The 22,630-nt window shown below is 54.3% G+C and carries 19 protein-coding genes; 9 read left to right on the top strand and 10 right to left on the bottom strand.

The genetic code is table 11. The features are described from left to right. The first annotated feature begins 219 nt into the window (after positions 1 to 219). On the top strand, positions 220 to 1,386 hold the full coding sequence (locus W822_RS38140) for a methyltransferase (protein ID WP_024005968.1): 1,167 nt from the start codon (positions 220 to 222) through the stop codon (positions 1,384 to 1,386). Here the strand turns inward: W822_RS38140 and W822_RS38135 are convergent. Beyond that, positions 1,367 to 1,621 (bottom strand): hypothetical protein, encoded by a 255-nt coding sequence (locus tag W822_RS38135; protein WP_024005967.1) that lies wholly within the window; start codon positions 1,619 to 1,621, stop codon positions 1,367 to 1,369. The two genes, W822_RS38140 and W822_RS38135, sit on opposite strands and share 20 nt — an antisense overlap. A 242-nt stretch (positions 1,622 to 1,863) precedes the next feature. Between W822_RS38135 and W822_RS38130 the strand changes: the two genes are divergently transcribed. Together W822_RS38130 and W822_RS38125 are read left to right on the top strand one after the other, a co-directional pair. After that, positions 1,864 to 2,229 (top strand): hypothetical protein, encoded by a 366-nt coding sequence (locus tag W822_RS38130; RefSeq protein WP_024005966.1) that lies wholly within the window; start codon positions 1,864 to 1,866, stop codon positions 2,227 to 2,229. Positions 2,230 to 2,535: 306 nt separating this feature from the next. Further along, positions 2,536 to 4,983, top strand: coding sequence for a UvrD-helicase domain-containing protein (locus W822_RS38125; RefSeq protein WP_024005965.1), 2,448 nt, complete (start codon positions 2,536 to 2,538; stop codon positions 4,981 to 4,983). Here W822_RS38125 and W822_RS46155 read toward each other — a convergent pair. After that, entirely contained in the window at positions 4,879 to 5,229 is a 351-nt protein-coding gene (locus tag W822_RS46155) for a hypothetical protein (protein WP_081724403.1), read from the bottom strand. The genes W822_RS38125 and W822_RS46155 overlap by 105 nt on opposite strands. Before the next feature lie 212 nt (positions 5,230 to 5,441). Between W822_RS46155 and dinB the strand changes: the two genes are divergently transcribed. Next, the gene (gene dinB, locus W822_RS38115; RefSeq protein WP_024005962.1) at positions 5,442 to 6,506 is read left to right on the top strand and encodes a DNA polymerase IV; all 1,065 of its coding nucleotides are present in this window, start codon (positions 5,442 to 5,444) and stop codon (positions 6,504 to 6,506) included. Positions 6,507 to 6,603: 97 nt separating this feature from the next. On the opposite strand, the gene W822_RS38110 is transcribed toward dinB, so the two are convergent. After that, positions 6,604 to 7,065 (bottom strand): GatB/YqeY domain-containing protein, encoded by a 462-nt coding sequence (locus W822_RS38110; protein WP_024005961.1) that lies wholly within the window; start codon positions 7,063 to 7,065, stop codon positions 6,604 to 6,606. 63 nt (positions 7,066 to 7,128) lie between these two features. Between W822_RS38110 and W822_RS38105 the strand changes: the two genes are divergently transcribed. Further along, positions 7,129 to 7,839, top strand: a complete 711-nt coding sequence (locus tag W822_RS38105; protein ID WP_024005960.1) for an alpha/beta hydrolase family protein — start codon at positions 7,129 to 7,131, stop codon at positions 7,837 to 7,839. 49 nt (positions 7,840 to 7,888) lie between these two features. Here the strand turns inward: W822_RS38105 and pbpG are convergent, their stop codons facing one another. Next, positions 7,889 to 8,800 (bottom strand): D-alanyl-D-alanine endopeptidase, encoded by a 912-nt coding sequence (gene pbpG, locus W822_RS38100; protein WP_024005959.1) that lies wholly within the window; start codon positions 8,798 to 8,800, stop codon positions 7,889 to 7,891. 377 nt (positions 8,801 to 9,177) lie between these two features. Between pbpG and purL the strand changes: the two genes are divergently transcribed. Continuing rightward, the gene (gene purL / locus W822_RS38095; RefSeq protein WP_253272303.1) at positions 9,178 to 13,236 is read left to right on the top strand and encodes a phosphoribosylformylglycinamidine synthase; all 4,059 of its coding nucleotides are present in this window, start codon (positions 9,178 to 9,180) and stop codon (positions 13,234 to 13,236) included. Positions 13,237 to 13,345: 109 nt separating this feature from the next. Continuing rightward, on the top strand, positions 13,346 to 14,806 hold the full coding sequence (gene guaB, locus W822_RS38090; RefSeq protein ID WP_024005957.1) for an IMP dehydrogenase: 1,461 nt from the start codon (positions 13,346 to 13,348) through the stop codon (positions 14,804 to 14,806). Between the two features lie 98 nt (positions 14,807 to 14,904). Here the strand turns inward: guaB and W822_RS38085 are convergent, their stop codons facing one another. Then, a complete protein-coding gene (locus W822_RS38085; protein ID WP_024005956.1) occupies positions 14,905 to 15,762 on the bottom strand; it encodes an alpha/beta hydrolase in 858 nt (285 codons plus the stop codon). A gap of 90 nt (positions 15,763 to 15,852) precedes the next feature. On the opposite strand from W822_RS38085, the gene guaA reads away from it, so the two are divergent. Next, entirely contained in the window at positions 15,853 to 17,445 is a 1,593-nt protein-coding gene (gene guaA / locus W822_RS38080; protein ID WP_024005955.1) for a glutamine-hydrolyzing GMP synthase, read from the top strand. Between the two features lie 213 nt (positions 17,446 to 17,658). Here the strand turns inward: guaA and dkgB are convergent, their stop codons facing one another. Next, the gene (gene dkgB / locus W822_RS38075; RefSeq protein WP_024005954.1) at positions 17,659 to 18,465 is read right to left on the bottom strand and encodes a 2,5-didehydrogluconate reductase DkgB; all 807 of its coding nucleotides are present in this window, start codon (positions 18,463 to 18,465) and stop codon (positions 17,659 to 17,661) included. A 10-nt stretch (positions 18,466 to 18,475) separates the two neighbouring features. Continuing rightward, entirely contained in the window at positions 18,476 to 18,682 is a 207-nt protein-coding gene (locus W822_RS38070) for a hypothetical protein (protein ID WP_024005953.1), read from the bottom strand. Between the two features lie 123 nt (positions 18,683 to 18,805). Between W822_RS38070 and W822_RS38065 the strand changes: the two genes are divergently transcribed. After that, positions 18,806 to 19,708: a LysR substrate-binding domain-containing protein gene (locus tag W822_RS38065; protein ID WP_024005952.1), complete on the top strand. Its 903-nt coding sequence runs from the start codon at positions 18,806 to 18,808 to the stop codon at positions 19,706 to 19,708. A 160-nt stretch (positions 19,709 to 19,868) separates the two neighbouring features. Here W822_RS38065 and W822_RS38060 read toward each other — a convergent pair whose 3' ends face one another. The 3 genes from W822_RS38060 to W822_RS38050 are packed head-to-tail and all read right to left on the bottom strand — an operon-like array spanning position 19,869 to position 22,621. Next, positions 19,869 to 20,378: a MaoC family dehydratase gene (locus tag W822_RS38060; RefSeq protein ID WP_024005951.1), complete on the bottom strand. Its 510-nt coding sequence runs from the start codon at positions 20,376 to 20,378 to the stop codon at positions 19,869 to 19,871. 35 nt (positions 20,379 to 20,413) lie between these two features. Then, positions 20,414 to 21,334 (bottom strand): SDR family NAD(P)-dependent oxidoreductase, encoded by a 921-nt coding sequence (locus W822_RS38055; RefSeq protein WP_024005950.1) that lies wholly within the window; start codon positions 21,332 to 21,334, stop codon positions 20,414 to 20,416. 30 nt (positions 21,335 to 21,364) lie between these two features. Then, positions 21,365 to 22,621: a CaiB/BaiF CoA transferase family protein gene (locus tag W822_RS38050; protein WP_024005949.1), complete on the bottom strand. Its 1,257-nt coding sequence runs from the start codon at positions 22,619 to 22,621 to the stop codon at positions 21,365 to 21,367. Positions 22,622 to 22,630: the final 9 nt, after the last annotated feature.

Genomic DNA, 22,630 nt, shown 5'->3' with positions numbered 1-22,630 from the left:
GATCTTTGGCAAGCGCGACGCCTGAAGGATGACTTGCCTTGCTTATTAATTTATCATGATTTCATTCAGAAATTTGTCAGAATACGTTTTGATTGACGCTTTGCATGTGGTGGTGAGCACGGCAGGAACGGACGCTTATTTATGGCACAATGTCTCGTTTCAACCTGACCCATCCAGGTGGCGTTGGTCTCTCACGCACAAGTCAGGAACACAGAATTTATGAATGACAAATTATCCCGTGCCAGTTCCCCAGAGTCGGGCGTGACCTCGCTTAATGGGCAGACGTCGCCCATCTGGCACTCTGAAGCAGGCTTCGCCGAACCGTCTCGGCTGGAACGAGTGGACGATACGTTACGGGCCGATGAAGCTCTGAGAAAAATGCGCAATGGCATTGGCCTGCTCTGGTGTGGAGATTTTCACAATGCCCGCCAGTTGCTTCAGGCATTGGGCAGGCGTCTGGACCGGAAAAAAAAGCCTGGTCGGGATGGTCGCACATTGTCACTGAAAGAACGCTTTCATCAATATCGTCTGCAGCAGTCGCAACGCGCCAGGTTATTGGGATTATTATTGATTCGAATCGAGCCGGATAATACGATTGCGCTACGGCGGGCACCCGCCTGGCAGGCAGCGTTGGCTCAGGTGTATGGCCAGGCGCATGCGCCGATGCTGGTGTCTCTGCGGGAACTATTGGGCGTGGTTGGCGCGTTCGAGTGGCGCCGCAAGGGCGTGGCGATCGCGGGTTGCGATTGGCGAATTCATCCGCATTACGGCGTTTTTTCGCCTTCTCGAAGTGAATATCTGACGTTGATCAGGCAGGCGCCGTTGCCCGATGGCTGTCAGCGTGCATTCGATATTGGTACAGGGACCGGGGTGCTGTCAATCTTGTTGGCTGACAAGGGGGTGGCTCATATTATTGCGACCGACAGTTCAGCACGCGCGGTCGCTTGCGCGCAAGAAAATGTCGAGCGACTGGGTCTGCAATCGCAAATCACCATTGAGCAAAAAGATTTTTTTCCGGAAGGCAAGGCAGACCTGCTGGTATGCAATCCCCCTTGGCTGCCAGGCAAGGTGAGTTCATCGCTGGATGCCGCTGTGTATGACCCCGAGGAACAGATGCTGAATGGTTTTCTGCGGGAAGCGAGCCAACATTTGGCGCCCGGCGGGCAGATATGGCTCATCATGTCGGATTTGGCTCAGTTGCTTGGCTTGCGCGAGGCGGATGCGATACACCAGCGCTTTGCGGCCAGCGGCTTGCGGGTGGTGGCAGATTATTGCGCCAGGCCTGTGCACGGGCGTGCATACGACTCATCAGATCCACTGCATGAGGCCCGCGCTCAGGAGACCACGCATTTGTGGTGCCTGGTTCCTACTGACACTGAAAATTGATGAAGTACGTATCTTCTGCTGTACCGGTGCCAGTTGGATTGTGTTGTGAAACATTGACAGGCTTCTGATAGCCGCAGGTTTTCTGTGCGGTCTGCATGCACATTTCCCAATTTGGCGGTGTGTTCGCATTGGGTGAGCATTTGACCCCGTAATTGCCCCGGTCGACCACATCCAGTCCGCTGGACGCACAACCGGCCAGAACGACGGGCACAAGAAGCATTAGCAACTTTTTCATTCAACGACTCCTATAGTGGCTGTATTGTATCGGATTATGAATCCTGCACTTTTATTTTAATTAAATTCAGTTATAGTAGTATGAGAATATCCTGTAACGCATTGAATTGAACGTATGCATTCTGTCTATTGCGGGAAGTGATATGTTTGATTTTTATGCATTCCGTTACATTCAACTGTCGTTCTGTTGTTATTATGAGAGTCGTATAAGTTTTGTTTATCGTTTCTTAAAGGGGTTCTTTCATGAAAAAATTTCTCGTTCCCGCTATGATCGTTCTCGCAACTGCAGCTTCAGTAAATGCACAAGCTGCAAAGCCTTCTGACAATCTGTCCCGGCATGCGCTGGGCGAGGCAAAAGATACCCGTTCGGCCTGGGCGAAATCTCAGGACATGTATATTGAACCTACTCTGCGCATGACAGAAACAACCGTGCCAGTCACGCCCGATCAGGCTCAACAGCAAAACATGAACGTACAGGCTGTGCCAGCCGGCTCAGTGCCCGCGACCGGTACCAGCCAGACAACCGTCATCGGACCGAATGGCCAGCCCGTGCCTGCACAAGGTAATAACGGTGCGCCTGTTCAGGACCTGTCACGCCCACAACCCTGATGACTTCCGGTGTGAGTGCACGCTGATTCACCAGAGTTCAAAGCGCGGCCCTGATTGCTGCGATTGTATGATCTGAGGCTACCCTCTGCCAAAGCGGGTGGCTGGCGAAATCGAAAACGGTAACGTTGACGCGTTACCGTTTTTTTGTCGCCTGTCGGACAGGCAAGTGTGGCGTGGATGGTTCAAATTCATCACAAACCGTGGCGTTTTTCCAACGGATCGGAAATAACGCAGCGATTTTTTAATCTCAGGCAGCCCGGCCAAATGAGCTCATCTGCTTATCATTTTGTCTTTTGGTGAGTAGCAATGAACACGGTCAATGAGGCAAGGTCGGGCAAGCGCGAAGGAGAGTGGCTGGCGCAATACTCTGAGTTGTTCGATACGATCGAAAGCACGCCATTGACGCAGGAACAGCGGCGCGCATGTGTTTCCGATTCTCTCGCCACTCTGGTTCTTGCCGGTGCAGGTACCGGTAAAACAAGTACACTCACCGGCCGCGTGGCATTTCTTGTTGAGCACGGTTTTGCCGCGCCTGAAAATATTCTGTGCCTGGCATTTGCTCGCGAAGCGGCGCGGGAAATACAGGATCGTTTGCACAGACGCCTGGGAGGCCGCCTTGCGCTGGGCGGATTTACCGCCAGCACGTTTCACAGCCTGGGCCTGCGTATTGTTGAACAGGTTGATAACCGACGTCCTGCCTTAACGAAGCTCAGTGATGATTGCGCGAGCTTATACGAATTCGTGCAGACACAGATACAGAAACTGACAAGCGCTTCGACCGAGTATGCTCAAGTGCTGTTCGATTATTTTGCATTGATCGAGCCGGCTGTTGTGCTTTCTTGTGAATACGCCCATCGAGATCAATATGAAGAAGCGATTGCGTTGCGCCTGATCAGAACGCTGCGGGGAGAATCGGTCAAAACACCCTTTGACTGTCTGGTCGCCAATGCGCTCAGTCTGATGGGCATGACCTATCATTATCGACGCCATTATCCACAGCCCGTGTTTATTGCGAAGCGACGGCCGTATCGCAGTACGTTTTATCTGCCCGATGGCGACATTTATATTGATACTTTTGACTGCATCGCTGGCGGCGCCGGCACAAGCGAAGCCGCCAGACACGCCCGCCTGTATGCCCGTATTCATCGGCACTATGGCAGCCGTCATATCGTGCTGTGGGAAGATGCCGGCTATGTGAAAAATATTGAGTCTCTGATGGGTGCCTTGCAGCGGAAGCTGGTCGAGTTTGATGTTTGCGTACCGTCGCTGACTGAACGACACCGGGCGCAGCGGCATCGTGAGTTCATTCAGATATTGAGCAGCTCCGATCGGTGGTCGTTGTTAATGAACGAGCTTGCCGGTTTGCTCCCTTTGTACCGCCAGCGGATCAGACTGGAACAGGGTATGAGCGGCGCCTGCATGCAGTCTGATTCGAGCGGTGTGGCATCGGCAGAAAATTTCGCTCGTCTAAAGGTTCCCATGCGCACGGTACATTCACGCCGGCAGGCTATCATCATGGCGTTGCTGGCGCCACTGGCGCAAGCCTATAGCGCTCATCTGCAGGTACGAGGGGAAATCGATTTTGATGACATGATCGCGCGTGCGACTGAATATGTCAGGCAAGGACGCTTTGCCATCCCGTGGCAGGACATTCTGATCGACGAATTCCAGGATATTTCCTCTGCGCGTTTTGCATTAATTGCAGCCATGATCGAGCAGAGGCCGGGGTTGCGCCTGTTCTGTGTGGGCGATGACTGGCAGGCCATTTACCGGTTTGCAGGAAGCGATATTCGTTATAGCACCCAATTTGCCGAACGTGTTCACCCTAAGTGTCGTGTGGTCCCGCTTAGTCGCACGTTTCGATTTAATCAGGCCTTGTGCAACGTGAGCAGTCGGTTTCTCATGAAGAACCCCAGTCAGAATCGAAAGCAGCTACATGCTGTTCGTCATGAAGATGGTGCGGTGGTCTCGGTAGTTCGTCAGAGGTCAGGGCTGGCTGTACTTCTGTCGCGTTTGCATCAGTCCTGTTGGATTGCACCGTCTGATAATGACGAAGGTGAAAGTGGATTGAGTCTGTCAAACGCAGCGTCTATGGCTGAGCCCGTACACACTTGCACTAACAAGGCCAGACGGTCGGTACTGCTGCTTGCGCGGTTTGTGCATTTGTTGCCGGATGAATCTCTGCTACAGGAATATAAGCGGCATTATCCCGCTTTAAGTATTATGAGCAGCACGGTTCATGCTTCCAAGGGATTGGAAGCGGATTATGTGTTCATATTGAATATGGAGCAGGGCCCTTACGGATTTCCGGCGGCCAAGGTGACCGATAACGTGCGCGAAGCCTTTCTGCCTGAGTCGGAGCAATTTGAGGATGCAGACGAACGGCGGCTTTTCTATGTGGCATTGACGCGCGCAAGAAAACACGTGTGGCTGCTGGTGCCCGACGAAAAAGCGAAAAGATCTGCTTTTGTTCAGGAGCTGTTGCGCGACAATCGATCCGTTGTCGATGCGAGCGCACGCTTCGCGATTCGCCGGGATTATTTTCTGCACAGATCGCCAGGCGACGTGCCCCCTTGCAATATTACAATTGGCATGTTGGCGCGTTGCTTCGACAGATGGCCTGTCACCAAGTACCTCAGGGATCGAGTTTTAGCTCACGTGCAGAAACTGACGATCACCGGCGTAATTGATAAAATCCAGCGCAATATGGTAGGCCTCGATATCGGCACAGAAGAAAAGAACCGTATCTCCTGAATCCATATTGGCCAGGATCGCCTCCATTTCATCTTCTATCGGCTCGTCTTCAAGGCCCAGGCTGGCAATATGAATTTGTCCATCCTGCTCAAAGCGCTCCGGCGGCACAATCTCAGGGATACGGTCAAAGTCGACATCCGCCACCAGCAGGTAAATATCCAGTGCCAGACCGTTTACCTGAGTCAGGACCTGAATGCCATTATGTATCGCCCGGACGGGGCTGGTTTCAATACCTGGTTCACCCATGATGATTTATTGCGATAACAGTGAGGTAGGAGGAGGGGCATCGGCCGGAACGGCGGGTGCGCCTTTGTAATGACCTTGGTGAACACAGCCGGAAAGCGCGATGAGGATAGCAGACAATGCTACAAATTTTTGCATAATGGTAAAGTACCTGGAGGAGGGGCTGGCGGGAATCGCTACAATATCATTGTAATACGAACTGGGCCTCCCGATCCATGACAAGAAAAATTGTCCATATTGATATGGATGCGTTTTATGCTTCTGTCGAGCTGCGCGAGAATCCGCAACTGCGAGGCTTGCCTGTGGTTGTCGCATGGGATAGCATTCGGTCCGTGGTCGTGGCTGCATCTTATGAGGCACGCAAATATGGTTTGCGTTCTGCAATGTCCGTCAGGCGGGCTCGTGAGCTGTGTCCTCATGCGATCTATATTGCACCGAATTTTATGTTGTATCGCGAAGTATCCCGCCAGGTGCGCAGCATTTTTCAGCAATACACCGACCGCATCGAACCGCTATCGCTGGACGAGGCGTATCTGGATGTCACAACCAATCACAAGAATATTGCGTCGGCAACGGAAGTAGCCCGGCGCATACGTGAAGACATTTTTCTTCAAACATCGCTGACTGCATCTGCTGGTGTGGCACCCAACAAGTTTCTGGCCAAGATCGCTTCGGACTGGAACAAACCCAATGGCATGTGCGTCATCCCGCCCTCCAAAGTGCAATTGTTTTTGCAGGATCTCCCGCTGGAAAAAATACCGGGGGTAGGTCGCGTCACGCTGGCGAAATTTCATCGACTGCAGATGAAGACGGTGGGCGATCTTCGACAGCGAAGCGAGTGGGAGTTGTCCTATCATTTTGGCCGTTACGGGCGGCGCCTGTACGAACTGGCGCGCGGCATCGACCTGCGTGAAGTCGATGGCAACCAGGAATCGCAGCAGGTGTCGACCGAAACCACGTTCGATCGCGATTTGCCCTTTGCGCAATTGAGCGCGCCGCTGGATGCGATTGCCCAAAAACTGTGGGATCAATTGTTGCGCAAGCGCAAGTTCGGGCGTACCGTCACGCTCAAGCTGAAGACAGCATCGTTCAGGATTGTCACGCGCTCACAAACGTATTCGAACCCGCTTTACTCGCTGGACGACGTCCGGCAGGCAGCGGCGATGTTGCTGGATCGGATAGAGTTGGAGAAGCGTTCGATGCTTTATCGGCTGATTGGCCTGGGCGTCAGTACGTTTGCCGAAGTAGCCGAGGATGAATTGCAGATGTCATTGCTGTGAGGGATGGGACGGCAGCAGTGCACGCACGCGGGATAAATTGTGTTCATGCTTGTGTTCATGTGTCGTGCATCCGATGCCGCCGTCGGGATGACTGAGCTTAAGGCTTGATGCGGTCCTTGAGGCGTTTGGACAGTTCAGCCATATCGGTTCGACCCGCCAGCTTTTGCTTGAGAACGGCCATGGCTTTCCCCATAATGGCCGGTCCGGTCACACCCTCTGCCGTGACCTGGGTCAGTGCAGCATCAATGGCTTCCTGCACTTCCTGCTCGGATGCGGCTTCGGGCAAAAATTCTTTCAGTACGTCCAGCTCGGCTTTTTCAGCGTCTGCCGTTTCTGTCCGGCCGGCGTTCTCGAACGCAGCGATGGACTCCTTGCGCTGTTTGACCTGTTTTTCAATGATGGCAAGTACCTGATCGTCGCTCAATTCGACGCGGTCATCAATTTCTTTTTGTTTGATAGCGGCCTGCAGAAAACGCAATGTACCCAGGCGGGCTGTCTGCTTGGCGCGCATAGCCTCTTTGACAGCATCTGAAATGGCGACTTTAAGAGAAGAAGACATGGAATTATTCCGGGAGTGGTAAGATTGATCGTATATTATGGCACAACTTTTTCGGAGACATATATGACGGAAATAAAGACTTCCCAGATTCTACTTCCGGAAGATCAAGTGCACGGACAGCTATTTTATATTCTGCATGATGAGAATGCACAGCTGTCGAATCTGCCTTTTCTGCTGGGTGCGATTCGTACTGAATTTCCACAATCGGTCATTCGGATTGCCACGATCAGCCTGAACGAAAACGAGGCCTGGCTGAACACGGACGATAGCGAAGCGGATGAACAAAACGCGGCGCAACTGGCCGCGCAATTGAAATCACTGGAGCATGACATCCAGACTGCTCAACATGCTGATGGCGTGTTGAGCGAAGCCACGGCGGTGATCGGCGTGGGAAGGGCGGGAAGCCTGGTGTTGGGACTGACTTTGCTGGATGTGCCCATCGCCGGCAGACTGATTACCTTTGGCGCGCAGTTTCCTACGTATCCGCTGGAACTGTCACTGGATACAACGATTCATCTGCTCCATGCCGACCGTGATCCGACGGTGTCTTCTGATATGGCTCGCGAGGCGCACGAAAGGATGGCGCTGTTGCAGGCTGACGCCACGATTGATATCGCCATGAATTCTGCGCAATCGTTCAGCGAAGTGTTGATCGGAAAAATGTTTGAGCGCCTGAAAACATGCGTACCACTGCGGTACTGGCGTCATGCAGGGGAGGGGGATGGTGAAGACGATCAGGCTCAGGGCGAGGCGCCGCGCGCACCGGTACATTGATCGGTAAAAGCGGGCAGCAGGCAATGCATATCGCCTGCTGCAAACTTGTTTACAGCAAGGTTGGGTAATCCTCTTGTACCATATGGCGCACGCGCACCGCATCGGCAAAGCGCGTCAGTCCGCCGTCTGCATTCAGCAGCACAACCGCTACCGGCCGGTGATCCATTTCGGTCATCATGACCAGGCAGTCTCCCGCCTCACGAATGTAGCCGGTTTTTGAGATTTGTATATTCCAGTTATTATTGCGGATCAGCCGATTGGTATTCCTGTAGCGCTGTTCGCGACCATTGCTGGTCACAATTTCATATTTGTCGCTGGTGGTGTATTCGCGAATCAGGGGCTGTTGGTGTACCGCCTGCATCAGTCGCACGAGATCGCGGGGCGAGGACACATTTTGCGGAGACAGGCCTGTCGGTTCAACAAAACGCGTGCGCGTCATGCCCAGCAGGCGTGCCTTGGCATTCATTTCGCGCACAAACGCATTCATGCCACCAGGATAGGTGCGGCCCAGGGCGTGAGCGGCACGGTTCTCTGAAGACATGAGTGCAAGATGCAGCAGCTCGCTGCGCGTCAATACGGTTCCCACTGACAGGCGGGACGAGGATTTTTTGACTCTGTCGATATCGTCCGCCGTTACGACAATTTGCTCGTTCATATTCAGGTTGGCGGTCGTGATGATCAGTGCTGTCATCAATTTGCTGATGGAGGCGATAGGCCGGATGACATCGGCATTTTTGGAATAAAGAATTCGATTATCAGTCAGGTCAACCACATAGGCTACCTGGGAGCGTACAATACCGCCATTGTCGGCCTGGCCGACCACTGTACTGGCCAGCGGCAGGGCATCATAAGCCTGAGCGCTGTCGTCTTCCTGAGCGAAACCGGAAACGGGTACAATAGAGCCCGTAGCCAGCACGACGGCCAGACACGCAGTCAGCGTTTTTTTAAGATATTTTTGCATAGGATCGTCACGGACAAAAATTTTGATCAGGGTCGCTGCAATTATAAATAAAATTTCAAAAAAAATATATTTATTAACGGGTTAGGCGCGATATCTAAATTCCTTATTAAGTGATGCGAGATCTGGGATCTCGTTGAATTGATATTAGAATGGCAGACGAAGGCAGAATATAAAGACAAAATCACCTAAATTCGGTGATTTGTGGCTAATTTGTATCAAAAATTTTCAGAGACAAAAAATCGGCAGGAATGTCGTCTTCGATGGGAAGTGCGCCAGGTAAATACCGCAATTTGCAGCTTATTGCGCATATAAAAGGGCCGGAGCGATAAAATAATGCATTCCCGTTCAGGCCCTTTTCATTTATTCCGGTTTTTATTGTGTCAGACACTCAACATCAACACCAGATTGCATACGGCTGCGCCGCGTTGACCCCTTTTCAGAAAGAGCGCCTGCTGGCGGCCTTTGCCAAGGCCGGGCTGCCCGTGCAGGACGTAAACGCACGCTATGAACACCATATTTTCGTCCAGGAAGCCCTGGACGAGCAGGAACAGCAACGCTTGACGCAATTGCTGGACTATGGCGTTGCGCCGACTGCAGGGCTGGCGCAGGATGGGCTGGTTCTTCGCGTGCTGCCGCGGTTGGGCACGCTCTCGCCATGGGCGAGCAAGGCGACCGACATCGCGCACAATTGCGGCCTGTCAGCTGTTCGTCGTATAGAGCGCGGTATCGAATATCGATTTGTGCTCAAAAAAGGTCTGCTGGGTGCAAAAAAAATCACGCCCGAACAGCATGCGCTGATTGCTTCCCTTATTCATGATCGGATGACGGAAACCGTGGTGGATGCGGCCTTTGATGCGTCTGTGCTGATGAAAACGTTGCCGGGCAAGCCGTTATCGCAAATTGCTGTACTGGCAAAGGGCAAGGTTGCGCTCGAAGAGGCCAATGAAGCACTGGGTCTGGCATTGTCGCCGGTGGAAATTGATTATTTGCTGACCTCTTTCAAAGAGCTGGGGCGAGACCCCACCGATGTCGAGTTAATGATGTTCGCCCAGGCCAATAGCGAGCATTGCCGGCACAAAATATTCAATGCCAGTTGGGAAATCGACGGCCAGAAAATGGATAAGACTCTGTTTGGCATGATTCGCGACACACATGCGGCTCAGCCCCAGGGAACGGTTGTTGCCTATTCCGATAACGCAGCTGTTATGGAAGGCGGATCGGCCAGCCGGTTTTTTGCCGGATACGGTGGTAACGAACAGGCAGTATCGGCGCCTCAATACGGCAGCCACACGCGCTTGACGCATACCCTAATGAAAGTGGAAACCCACAATCACCCAACGGCCATCGCACCGTTTCCTGGTGCGGCCACCGGCGCAGGCGGGGAAATCCGGGATGAGGGCGCGACAGGCCGCGGGTCCAAGCCGAAAGCCGGGCTCACCGGTTTTACGGTGTCCAACCTGAATTTGCCGGAGATCGCCGAGTCACGCGAAGCCACGCCCTATGGTATGCCTGATCGCATTGCCAGCCCGCTCGATATCATGGTCGAGGGTCCGATTGGCGGGGCGGCGTTCAATAACGAATTTGGTCGTCCCAATTTGCTGGGCTATTTCCGAACATTTGAACAGACGGTCGATGGCGTGCGCTGGGGCTATCACAAGCCTATTATGATTGCCGGTGGTTTGGGCAGCATCGACGCGGCGCTCACCCACAAAGACGTCATCCCTGGCGAAGCCCTGCTGATTCAGCTTGGCGGGCCTGGCATGCGTATCGGCATGGGCGGCGGTGCTGCCTCGTCCATGAGTGCGGGTTCCAATACTGCACAACTGGATTTTGATTCGGTACAACGGGGCAACCCCGAGCTGGAACGCCGTGCGCAGGAGGTCATTGACCGTTGCTGGCAATTAAAGGAAGACAACCCGATCATTGCCATTCATGACGTCGGCGCAGGCGGTTTGTCCAATGCGTTCCCGGAACTGGTGAATGATGCCGGTCGTGGCGCGATTTTCGATCTGCAACAGGTGCACCTTGAAGAATCGGGCCTGTCTGCGGCCGAGATCTGGAGCAACGAGGCGCAGGAACGCTATGTGCTGGCCATACTCCCCGCAGACCTGCCGCGTTTCGAAGCGATTGCCGCTCGCGAGCGTTGTCCTTTTGCCGTGGTTGGCGTAACCACGACTGACCGTCATTTGAAAGTTTCCGATGGCGAAGGTCTGCCTGGACATACGCAGGTACAAGCGGCCGCAGCTGGTGTTATTGCACCAGTCGATGTGCCCATGGATGTCATTCTGGGCAAGTTGCCGCGCATGGAGCGCCAGGCAACCCACGCGCCGCGCACACTGGTCGATATGGACGTGACAGGACTGAATCTGGCCGACGTGGCAACTCAGGTCATGCGACACCCCACGGTCGCCAATAAATCGTTTCTGGTCACCATTGGTGACCGCACGGTCGGCGGCTTATGCTCCCGGGATCAAATGGTTGGTCCGTGGCAAGTGCCCGTAGCCGATTGCGCGGTGACTCTGGCCGATTATGAATCGGTGCGCGGCGAAGCCATGGCCATGGGCGAGCGCACGCCGCTGGCGATCGGCAATGGGCCGGCATCGGGCCGCATGGCGGTCGCAGAGGCGCTGACCAATCTGGTGGCAGCCGATGTCGCTTCACTTGAAGCAATCAAATTGTCTGCAAACTGGATGGCTGCCTGCGGTTTTGAGGGGCAGGATGCCGATCTTTTTGATACGGTACAGGCTGTTTCTGTATTGTGCCAGGACATCGGACTGTCTATCCCGGTCGGGAAGGATTCGCTCTCCATGCGCACGCGTTGGGATGAAGAGGGGCAGGGTCGGGAAGTGGTTGCGCCGGTGTCGCTGGTCGTATCTGCCTTCGCGCCGGTTACCGATGTGCGCAAAACGCTGACGCCGCAACTCATGACCGATCAGGGTGAGACGACCCTGATCCTGCTTGATCTGGGGCAAGGTCAGCAACGAATGGCGGGGTCTGTCTTATCCAATGTAATTGATCAATATGGCTCAGTTGTTCCCGACATTGACGACCCGGCGCTGCTTAAAACGTTCTTTCTGACAATCCGTAATTTGGTGGAGCGTGGGCTGATCCTGGCCTATCACGATCGTTCTGATGGCGGGCTGCTGGCGACGGTCGCCGAGATGGCATTTGCCGGCCATGTGGGCGTGTCCATCAACCTGGATATGCTCACTTTTGATGAAGCGTCTGCCGACTGGGGGGATTACAAAATTCGTCCCGAGCAAGTTGCTGTTCAGCGCGATGAGCTGACTGTGAAGGCGCTTTTCAATGAGGAAGCCGGCGCGGTTATTCAAGTGCGTGCAGAACAGCGCGACGAAGTGCTGCAGGCCTTGCGTGAAGCAGGGCTCTCGCGCATTTCAAATGTGATCGGCGCACCCAATACGTCCGATCAGATCGAATTTTATCGCGATGGCCGCCGTATTTTCGGCCTGGATCGCGTCGAGTTGGGCAAGGCCTGGAGCCAGGTTACTTATGAAATCATGAAACGGCGTGATAATCCCGCCAGTGCGCTGGCCGAGTCCAATATTTGGGACGACCGTGATGATCCGGGGTTGAATGCTGTGGTTGATTTCGACCCGCAAGAGCAGGTCGCGGCGCCTTATATTTCAAGTGGCATTCGGCCCAAGATCGCCATTTTGCGCGAGCAAGGGTGCAATAGCCAGGTAGAAATGGCCTGGGCATTCGACAAATCCGGGTTTGACGCCTACGATGTTCATATGACCGATCTGCTGTCCGGCCGCACTTCGCTGAAGGACTACCAGGCCATGGTCGCTGTCGGAGGCTTCAGTTATGGTGACGTATTGGGTGCCGGCGAAGGCTGGGCACGCACCATTCGTTACAACACAGCGCTGTCAGAACAGTTCGCGGCGTTTTTCTCGCGATCTGATATTTTCGCCCTGGGTGTCTGCAACGGGTGTCAGATGATGGCCACGCTGGCCGACATGATTCCGGGCGCCCAGGACTGGCCGCGTTTTACCTACAATCAGTCAGCCAAATACGAGGCACGCTTAAGTCTTGTGGAAATTACCGACTCCCCATCTATTTTCTTTACGGGCATGCAGGGCAGTCGACTGCCCATCGCCGTTGCCCATGGGGAAGGATTTGCCGATTTCGGCTTACAGGGGAAAATCGACGCTGTTCAAACGGCGGTCCGCTATGTGTCCAACAAGGGATTCATTACTGAAGCCTATCCTGCCAATCCTAATGGGAGCCCCCGGGGAATTGCGTCGGTGACCACGGCAGACGGCCGGTTTACCATCATGATGCCGCACCCCGAGCGCGTGACGCGCAATGTCATGATGTCCTGGCATCCCGAGCGCTGGGGCGACAAAGACACGGGCGGTGATTACACGCCATGGATGCGCATGTTCATGAACGCCCGTAAATCGTTGGGTTAATGCGTGACGGGTTTCGCAGATCAAGGTTAAATTTCCCGCGATCTGCGCAACCCGGTTGATTCGGTGCGGGCGCAAGCGTATAATTTTGCTTTGCGCCCGGAGTTATTTCATGCGTCTCATTCAAAAAGCGCTTACCTTTGACGATGTTCTTCTGGTACCTGCGTACTCAAATGTGTTGCCACGCGACACGTCTCTCAAAACCAAACTCACCCGAAATATCACACTGAATATTCCGCTGGTATCCGCTGCGATGGATACGGTCACCGAAGCGCGTCTGGCGATTGCGATGGCTCAGGAAGGGGGAATCGGCATTATTCACAAGAACATGACGGCAGACGAGCAGGCTGCCGAGGTGGCGCGCGTCAAGCGCCACGAGTTCGGTATTGTGATTGATCCGGTTTCAGTGACACCTGATATGAAGGTGCGCGATGCCATTGCCCTGCAGAAAAAGCATGGCATTTCCGGTCTGCCGGTTGTTGATAACGGCAAGGTTGTTGGAATCGTAACAAACCGGGACTTGCGTTTCGAAGACCGCCTGGATGTGCCCCTGACATCAGTCATGACGCCCAAAGATCGGCTGATTACCATGCACGAAGGCGGCACGCTCAGTGAAGCGCAGGCGCTGATGCACAAATACCGGCTGGAACGTGTGCTTATCGTCAATGACGATTTTGAGTTGCGTGGCCTGGCGACGGTCAAGGATATTGTCAAGAATACCGAACATCCCAATGCCTGCAAAGACGAATTCGGCCAGTTGCGCGTGGGCGCAGCGGTCGGTGTCGGCGAGGGCACCGAAGAGCGCGTGCGCAAGCTGGCGGAGGCTGATGTCGACGTTATCATCGTAGATACCGCACATGGCCATTCACAGGGTGTGCTTGACCGAGTGCGCTGGGTCAAACAGAATTTCCCCGATATTGACGTCATTGGCGGCAATATAGCAACCGCGGAGGCTGCCAAGGCGCTGGTTGAAGCGGGTGCCGACGGCGTCAAAGTAGGGATCGGGCCAGGTTCAATCTGCACCACCCGTATTGTTGCCGGTGTCGGCGTTCCGCAGATCACGGCGATTTCTGATGTTGCCAAGGCGCTGGAAGGCACTGGTGTGCCATTAATTGCAGACGGCGGCATCCGTTATTCGGGTGATGTCTCCAAGGCGCTGGTTGCCGGCGCATTCGCCTGCATGATGGGCGGCATGTTTGCCGGTACGGAAGAGGCGCCTGGTGAAGTCGTTTTGTTCCAGGGGCGGTCCTATAAATCCTATCGTGGCATGGGTAGCCTGGGCGCCATGGAGCAGGGTTCGGCAGATCGTTACTTCCAGGATCCGGCCAATAACGCCGACAAACTGGTGCCTGAAGGCATTGAGGGTCGTGTACCCTACAAAGGTAGTGTGCTGGCCATTATTTACCAGCTTGTGGGGGGTATTCGCGCTTCGATGGGTTATTGCGGTTGCGCAACCATCGATGAAATGCGCACCGTCCCGCAATTTGTGGAAATTACCTCTGCTGGTGTGCGCGAGTCGCATGTCCATGACGTGCAAATCACCAAAGAAGCGCCAAACTATCGCGCTGATTAAGTTCACTTAATAGGATCTGCGGATATCGCGGTATTTGTTTAAGCGTTCCGGTTTTGTAATTGAAACCCGGGTTCTGTACCAGCAGGCCCGGGTTTTTGTTATTTTGCGGCGCATGCGGCCAGCGCACTTGCCACAAGGTCCGGTGCCAGCACGGGGGCAGAATGCGAACTGGCCAAGCTCATGTGCAGCCAGTCTGATTGCATCTGCGCCCAGTCGCGTGAAGCGGCTACCGGCCTGTATGCCGGTTCGGTGCAGGAAAGGTAGCAACATTGCAAACCCGCGCCCGGCGTACTCTTCAGATTCAACGCGCTGGCATAGGTCGCCAGCGGATGAGGTGTGAGGCGTTGTTGAACCCATGCATAATTTTCACTCTCTTTTGGAATACCCAGATGGACCGGATCGGGTGGCGGAATGCCGGCGCCTGCACCCGCTGACATGGTGATGGCATCGACGACTTTTTCAGGCAGGGTATCAAATGTAGATTGCCCGGACGGCAGCAGAAATGCGTCCAGATAGATCAGGCGATCCAGATGGGCAGCGATCCGATCTGCTACGCCGGTTATTACCAGACCGGCAAAGCTGTGGCCAACCAGGATCACATTGGTCAGTGGCTTGTCGGGGTGTTGTGTCAATGGGCGCTCTGGTGCGCAGGGCGACTGGCGGGTGCCGGCTGTATCGGCGTTTTCAATAGGCAGCAGGGCGGGCGAAGATTGCGGATGCAAAATCGCCTGTTCAATATCATTTATAAACGTATCGAGTGTGACGCTGTTGGATAACAGCGAAGCACGTTCGCCCAACCCGGTCAATGTGGGGATATATACCGTGTGCCCCTGGCTGCGCAGTATTCTGGCGACCTCGTTCCACACCCAGGCGCCGTGCCACGCGCCATGCACCAGCATGAAGGTTTTAGGGGGATGGAAAGGGGATTGCTCGGGTTCTGTCTCTGTGTGTCTCATGGATTGCCTGCCATTCGCGGGTTTTCGGGCTTCACAACCATTATAATGTCGTCTTTCCATTCTTTTCTTTTGTCCTCAGGCGGATATAGCATGCATCAGCGGATTCTGATTCTCGATTACGGTTCACAGGTTACCCAACTCATTGCACGACGCGTGCGCGAAGCAGGGGTGTTTTGTGAAATACATCCCGGTGATGTCGACGCGGCCTTTCTTGAGGAACAGCAAGGTCTGGGCCTCAAAGGGGTTATTCTGTCAGGCAGTCACTCGTCTGCCTACGACGAAGCATCGTTGAAGGTGCCACAAAAGGTGTTCGAACTGGGCGTACCGGTATTGGGCATCTGTTACGGCATGCAGGCCATGGCGTCACAACTGGGTGGCACGGTCAGTTGGTCTGATCATCGCGAGTTCGGCTATGCTGAAGTCCGCGCGCATGGCCACACCGCGCTGCTCAAGGATATTGCTGATTTTGTCACGCCCGAAGGGCATGGCATGCTGAAAGTCTGGATGAGTCATGGCGACAAGGTGACCGAATTGCCTGAAGGCTTTGTGCTCATGGCCTCAACGCCTTCATGCCCGATTGCTGGTATGGCCGATGAAACACGCCACTTCTATGGCGTCCAGTTCCACCCCGAAGTGACACACACAACGCAGGGTCGCGCCTTGTTGAATCGCTTTGTCAACGACATTTGTGGTTGCAGTAACGACTGGAACATGCCCGATTATGTTGAAGAAGCCGTGGCACGCATTCGTGAGCAAGTTGGAACAGACGACGTTATCCTTGGATTGTCAGGTGGTGTGGATTCATCCGTTGCAGCTGCGCTGATTCACAAAGCCATCGGCGATCAGCTGACCTGCGTTTTTGTTGATCATGGGTTGCTGCGTCTGAATGAAGCCGAGCAGGTCATGACGATTTTCGGCGAACATCTTGGCGTCAACGTGATTCACGTGGATGCCACTGATGCGTTCATGGGTAAGCTGGCTGGTGAAACCGATCCGGAAAAGAAACGCAAAATTATTGGCCGCGAATTTGTAGAAGTCTTCCAGGAAGAGGCCGGCAAACGCAAAAGCGCCCGCTGGCTGGCCCAGGGCACCATTTATCCTGATGTTATTGAATCGGCCGGCGCCAAAACCGGCAAGGCCGTTGCAATCAAATCACACCACAACGTGGGTGGCCTGCCCGATACGCTGAACCTGCAACTGCTTGAGCCGCTGCGCGAACTGTTCAAGGACGAAGTTCGTGAACTGGGACTGGCGCTGGGCTTGCCGCATCATATGGTCTATCGTCACCCATTCCCCGGACCGGGCCTGGGCGTACGGATTCTGGGTGAAGTGAAGAAAGAATATGCTGACTTGTTGCGCAAGGCAGATGCCATTTTCATCGAAGAATTGCGCAATGCCACTGACGAAGAAACCGGCAAGACCTGGTATGACTTGACATCCCAGGCCTTCGCGGTCTTTCTGCCGGTCAAGTCCGTGGGCGTCATGGGTGATGGCCGCACATATGACTACGTGGTCGCACTACGTGCCGTGCAAACCTCCGACTTTATGACGGCCGACTGGGCCCAATTGCCGTATTCACTGCTGGCGCGGGTGTCCTCGCGCATTATCAATGAGGTGCGCGGGATCAATCGCGTGGTTTACGATGTATCCAGCAAACCGCCTGCGACCATTGAGTGGGAGTAGGTTTTCTTTCCAACGGATTGAGTTTATCGGGTCAGTAGAAGTCGCCATTGATGATGCGTTTGATATTGTCAATGGCGTTTTCCGTGGCGCGCACACCCCCTCATCAAAAACGTGCGCGATACACCTTTGGTATCAGACAAATTGGGCTGCTGTGTGGCCAGCCTGAAGCCTCAGTTGATGCGCGCCAGAGCAGTCATCATTGCTGATGTCCAGTTAATCCCAGGCAGGAGCCAAGCCGTCGGGACTGACTTCACGGCCATTGCGTTCCAGTGCAGCGATTTGGGCCATATCGTCGGCGTCAAGCTTCAGGTCTCGTGCAAGCAAGTTACTGGCCAGATTTTCACGTTTGGTTGAGGATGGAATCACCGCGTAGCCCAGTTGCAGTGCCCAGGCCAAAGTCACCTGTGCCACCGTCGCCTGATGCTTTTCGGCAAGCTTGACCAGGACCGGGTCTTTCAGTACTTTGCCATAGGCCAGAGTCATGTACGAGGTGACTGCAATATCCTGTTCCTTGAGGAAAGCCGTCAGCTTGTCATTTTGCAAGTAAGGACTCAGTTCGATCTGGTTAGTTGCGATTTCTTTCTTGCCAACTGCGGCGATCGCTTGCTTGGTCAGCGCTATATTAAAATTGGAAATGCCGATCTGGCGCGTCAGGCCCAGTGCCTTGGCTTCAGCCAACGCTTCCATATATTCAGTCAGTGCCACGTCATTGGCAGGAGCAGGCCAGTGGATCAAAGTCAGGTCTACGTAGTCGGTGCGCAGTTTTTGCAGGCTGTCGCGCAGGCTGGGAACCAGCTTGTCTTTCGCATAGTTGTCGGTCCAGATTTTAGTGGTCACGAACAACTCAGCGCGATTGACACCGCTTTCCGAAAGAGCTTGGCCAACATCGGCTTCATTGCCATAGATTTGTGCGGTATCGACAGCGCGGTAGCCAAGTTCAAGGGCGGTGCGAACCGAGTCGATGACGGTCTGGCCTTGCAGTCGGAAAGTGCCAACGCCAAAGGAAGCTATAGTGCTCATAGTGAGGCTCCTAAAAAATAGAATGTGCAAGCTTTGTGAGCTTGGTGGTGATAAATGGTCTGCTATAGCGTGTAGTTTGCCGCTTTAATCTTTGATAATTAAGCCCTTTATTTAATAAATATACTTGAATTAAAATCAAATATAAGTCTGCCTTGAAAGCGTCATCCAGCCTGCCAAATGCGGCAAGCGCTTGCGCTACGACCTGTTTTGCAACCATGTTGCAATCAGCCAAGGCATTTGCTTAGATCCATAAGGCTTTTTTCATAATCTGTAGTATGCTTGTTTGATTTTTGTAAATTAAGCCTTTTATTAAACAAATTCTTTTGATTTACATTCAATAATGAAAACGACGCTGGACGAGTTACAGACATTTGTCGCTGTTGTGGATACGGGATCGCTGACCGCCGCATCGGAATTGCTTGATCTCACAATCTCTGCCACAAGCCGCACGCTTGGAAGACTGGAAGAAAAGCTGCAGACAACGTTGCTGAGGCGGACTACCCGACGCCTGGAGTTGACTGAAGAAGGGGCAGTTTTCTTGCAGCATGCCCGTGCCATTCTGGCCTCGGTGGATGAGGCTGAAGAGCAGATGGCCACGCGGCGCTTGCGCCCGGCAGGACGCTTGCGGGTGGATGCGGCGACTCCGTTCATGTTGCATGCGCTCGTGCCTTTGCTGGAAGGTTTCCGTACGCGTTACCCCGAGATAGAGCTGGAGCTCAATTCTAACGAAGGAATTATTGACCTGATTGAAAAGCGTACAGACGTGGCGTTTCGCATTGGTGCGCTGAAAGACTCCACTTTGCATGCGCGGTTTGTAGGCTTTAGCAAGATCAGAGTGTTGGCCAGCCCGGGCTATCTTAAGAAACATGGCACGCCGACAACGGTTGAGCATCTTGAGGCGCATGCATTGCTGGGCTTCACCCAGCCCGATACTTTGAATGATTGGCCTTTACGCGATACAGCGGGTAATACCTTGCGTATCCAGCCTGCCATTGCGTCATCCAGTGGTGAAACGCTGCGACAGATGGCGTTAGCCGGTCTTGGCGTAGTGTGCTTGTCGGATTTCATGACGCACGAAGACCGACGTCATGGAAATCTGTCGCAGCTCTTGAGCAAGCAGACGCTGGATGTGCGCCAACCGATCAATGCGGTTTACTACCGTAACACCTCATTGGCAGCGCGTATTATGTGTTTTTTGGACTATGTGATCGAATCGCTGGGCGAGCGGCCGTTTGACGGCTGAACCAGCCCGTCAGAAAGCGAACCCTCGCGGATATGTGCCTTTATGACTGGATAGGGCGGCGTACTTGCTGCTGCCGTCATTTTCCAGCAGTGCAGGGTTTGCTCAATAGTATTGAGGCCAGGTTTTTCCGATAGTTGATGATTGAACAGGAGAGTGGGTATTACGTCTGTCCCGCCTTGTCAAATCGAATCAAAATCAACCAGTCGGCATAGAGTGATGGCCGATCAGCTTTGTCTGCCTGCAGCGTTACATGCCAGCAACAACGTGCCTCGCCAGGCGCCGTTTCAGTGACGTCTGTCAATGAAAAGGTAGCAGATACAAACGAGTCGACCGGTACCGGTGCCGTAAATCGCACTTTATCAAAGCCGTAGTTCAGCGCCATGCGTGCGCCTGGAAACGCAATGCAACCGGCCTGCAAATGCGTAAGCAATGCAAGAACGAGAAAGCCGTGAGCAATGGTGTCCTGATACGGAGATTCGGCTCGTGCCCGCTCCCTGTCGACATGAATCCACTGGGAGTCGTGTGTGACGCAACCAAAACGCGTAATTGTTTCCTGGTCCACCTGTATGGCAGGTGAAATAATCCCGGGTTGACCCACAAAGGCAGTCAGAGACTGAACGGAGTCGAATGTTCTTGGCGCAGCGCGGGCGGGGTAGATCGGGTTTGTCATGATGGCTACAATCGTTTCAGGTTAAAAGGCACGGTTTAGTTGGCCTCAGAATGAATGACACCGGCGTGTCGATTTGCCTGGGCTTTGGCAATCTCATGACGCAATTGATCAAAGCCGGTCACGGGGACCATTTCCATTTGGCGATCGGCGATGTCGCTCATGCTCTCGATGACCTGGTTCGCTGTCAACGCTGCTGCTCCGACGTTAATTCCCTGAGTCATGGTGATATTCGCCTGTTCGACGCTGCCCGCGCCAGCCAGCAGGATGGTGCGATTCGGTGCATTTTCTACAACCAGTGCGACCAGGGCAGGGCTGACAGAATCGGGCGACAGCATTTCCAGTGCCTGCGCATCCAGCAGGTTTTCCGTCATGGCCGTGGCGGCGGTCGGGGCCAGACAGTTGACCCGCACGTCATAGCGTTCGCCTTCCAGCGCAAGCGTTTGCATCAGACCGACCAGCGCCATTTTTGCGGCACCGTAGTTGGCTTGTCCAAAGTTACCATAAAGGCCTGAAGAAGAGGTCGTCATGACAATACGGCCGTATTTCTGCTCGCGCATGCGTTCCCACAGGGCATGTGTACAGTGCACAGAACCCATCAGGTGAACATCCATGACGAGCCTGAAGTCTTCAAGTGTCATTTTGGCAAAACTTTTGTCGCGCAGGATGCCTGCGTTATTGACCAGGATATCAACCCGACCCCATTGCGATGCCGCCAGTTGCACCATGTCCTGGACCTGCCCGGGGTCGGTAACGTCCGCGCCATGCAGGCAGGCCTCACCACCTAAAGCGCGGATCTCGTCTACAACGGTTTGTGCGTCTGACCCGGACTGCTCTGCATTTTTGTCATTGACCAGGACGCGTGCGCCGTGACGCGCGAGTTCGAGTGCATGGGAGCGGCCCAGACCACGGCCGGCGCCGGTCACAATGGCAATGCGGTTTTCCAGTAATCTTGTCATGGATCCTCCTAATTATTAAAAATACTTACGTCAGGGTAACAGAGACTCGGCCAGACGGGTTTGCGTTCGCACAACGCCAGCGCGTTCCAGTTCGGCAATGCGCGTTTCATCCAGGCCTGCGTTCATCAGCAACGTGCGCGTATCCTGGCCCAGCGAAGGCGCGCCCGCATCGGTGGGGCCGCCGTCCTGGTCTACCGAGAAACCAATTCCTCTTGTACGCACCTCTCGTTCGCCCTGACAGAACCGGTAATCAGGCAGTCTGACGCAGTCGGTCTCATCGACCTCTTGCAGGAATTCCTCGAGTTTGCGCACGCGAGCCGCAGGCACGCCTGCACGGGTCAATTTCTCTTCAAGATGCGTTGCATTATGTTCTGCGAATGCGCGCTGCAGCCGCGAAACGACATAATCACGGTCATTCGGGACCACAAAGCCATTGGGCAGGTTGAACGCTGCCAGATCCAGTGCCCGGGCGTCGGTGCATAAATCCTCAATGTTCAGCGCCACGGTCAGTTTACGAAATTGCGCCGGCGTATTGGCGGCAACGGCCAGCCAGCCATCGGCGCATCGATACGTGTCCGCTGCGGGGCTGCCCGTGTATCCGCGGTTGCCCACGCGCCGCGTGGGCGTGCCATCGCTCAGGCTGGCGCAGGCGTTCGGATACATCAACATGATAGAGGCCTGGATCATGGAGGCGTCGATGTATTGGCCGACGCCTTCACGTGAGCGGCGGTGCAAAGCGGAAACGATGGACAACGCACCCAGCATGCCCACGGCGACGTCAATCACGGGAAAACCGACTTTGATGGGCGGGCCGTCGTCGCCTTCGCCCGACATCATCATCATGCCGGTCAGAGCCTGCACGACATGGTCATAGGCGCCGCGTTGCGCCCATGCGCCATGCTGGCCGAATCCGGAAATGGAGCAGTAAACAATATCTTCTTTAATCTTTTTGATATGGGCATAGTCCAGACCGTAACGCGCCACGACGCCGGGCCGGAAGTTTTCAATGAAGACATCGGCAGAAGCGGCCAGGGTGCGCAGCACATCGGCGCCTTCCTGGGTTCTGATGTCCAGTGCCAATGACTGTTTTCCGGCGTTAAGCGTGGAAAACCCGGTGGGTGTATCGCCATTCACGCCATCTTTCATTGACCGCAACACCTCGCCGCCCAGGGGTGGTTCGACTTTAATGACCTCGGCGCCCAGTTGGGCAAGATAGAATGAGGTGAGGGGGCCGGCGATCACGTGGGACAGATCCAAAACGCGTACGCCCTCAAGTGGTTTTGACATGAAGACTCC

Source organism: Advenella kashmirensis W13003 (assembly GCF_000506985.1).
Taxonomy (GTDB): Bacteria; Pseudomonadota; Gammaproteobacteria; order Burkholderiales; family Burkholderiaceae_B; genus Advenella; species Advenella kashmirensis_A.
The sequence above is the reverse complement of the archived record's forward strand: the minus strand, read 5'-3'. Positions and strand labels throughout refer to the sequence as shown.

Bases quoted from the DNA above. Each gene is read 5' to 3' on its own strand.
- W822_RS38060 (WP_024005951.1), bottom strand. From the start codon at position 20,378: ATGACAAACCCGATCTACCCCGCCCGCGCTGCGCCAAGAACATTCGAC.
- W822_RS38085 (WP_024005956.1), bottom strand. From the start codon at position 15,762: ATGAGACACACAGAGACAGAACCCGAGCAATCCCCTTTCCATCCCCCT.
- pbpG (WP_024005959.1), bottom strand. From the start codon at position 8,800: ATGCAAAAATATCTTAAAAAAACGCTGACTGCGTGTCTGGCCGTCGTG.
- dkgB (WP_024005954.1), bottom strand. From the start codon at position 18,465: ATGAGCACTATAGCTTCCTTTGGCGTTGGCACTTTCCGACTGCAAGGC.
- W822_RS38070 (WP_024005953.1), bottom strand. From the start codon at position 18,682: ATGGTTGCAAAACAGGTCGTAGCGCAAGCGCTTGCCGCATTTGGCAGG.
- W822_RS38140 (WP_024005968.1), top strand. From the start codon at position 220: ATGAATGACAAATTATCCCGTGCCAGTTCCCCAGAGTCGGGCGTGACC.
- W822_RS38065 (WP_024005952.1), top strand. From the start codon at position 18,806: ATGAAAACGACGCTGGACGAGTTACAGACATTTGTCGCTGTTGTGGAT.
- W822_RS38135 (WP_024005967.1), bottom strand. From the start codon at position 1,621: ATGAAAAAGTTGCTAATGCTTCTTGTGCCCGTCGTTCTGGCCGGTTGT.
- W822_RS46155 (WP_081724403.1), bottom strand. From the start codon at position 5,229: ATGGGTGAACCAGGTATTGAAACCAGCCCCGTCCGGGCGATACATAAT.
- W822_RS38125 (WP_024005965.1), top strand. From the start codon at position 2,536: ATGAACACGGTCAATGAGGCAAGGTCGGGCAAGCGCGAAGGAGAGTGG.
- guaB (WP_024005957.1), top strand. From the start codon at position 13,346: ATGCGTCTCATTCAAAAAGCGCTTACCTTTGACGATGTTCTTCTGGTA.
- guaA (WP_024005955.1), top strand. From the start codon at position 15,853: ATGCATCAGCGGATTCTGATTCTCGATTACGGTTCACAGGTTACCCAA.
- W822_RS38050 (WP_024005949.1), bottom strand. From the start codon at position 22,621: ATGTCAAAACCACTTGAGGGCGTACGCGTTTTGGATCTGTCCCACGTG.
- W822_RS38055 (WP_024005950.1), bottom strand. From the start codon at position 21,334: ATGACAAGATTACTGGAAAACCGCATTGCCATTGTGACCGGCGCCGGC.
- W822_RS38110 (WP_024005961.1), bottom strand. From the start codon at position 7,065: ATGTCTTCTTCTCTTAAAGTCGCCATTTCAGATGCTGTCAAAGAGGCT.
- dinB (WP_024005962.1), top strand. From the start codon at position 5,442: ATGACAAGAAAAATTGTCCATATTGATATGGATGCGTTTTATGCTTCT.
- W822_RS38130 (WP_024005966.1), top strand. From the start codon at position 1,864: ATGAAAAAATTTCTCGTTCCCGCTATGATCGTTCTCGCAACTGCAGCT.
- W822_RS38105 (WP_024005960.1), top strand. From the start codon at position 7,129: ATGACGGAAATAAAGACTTCCCAGATTCTACTTCCGGAAGATCAAGTG.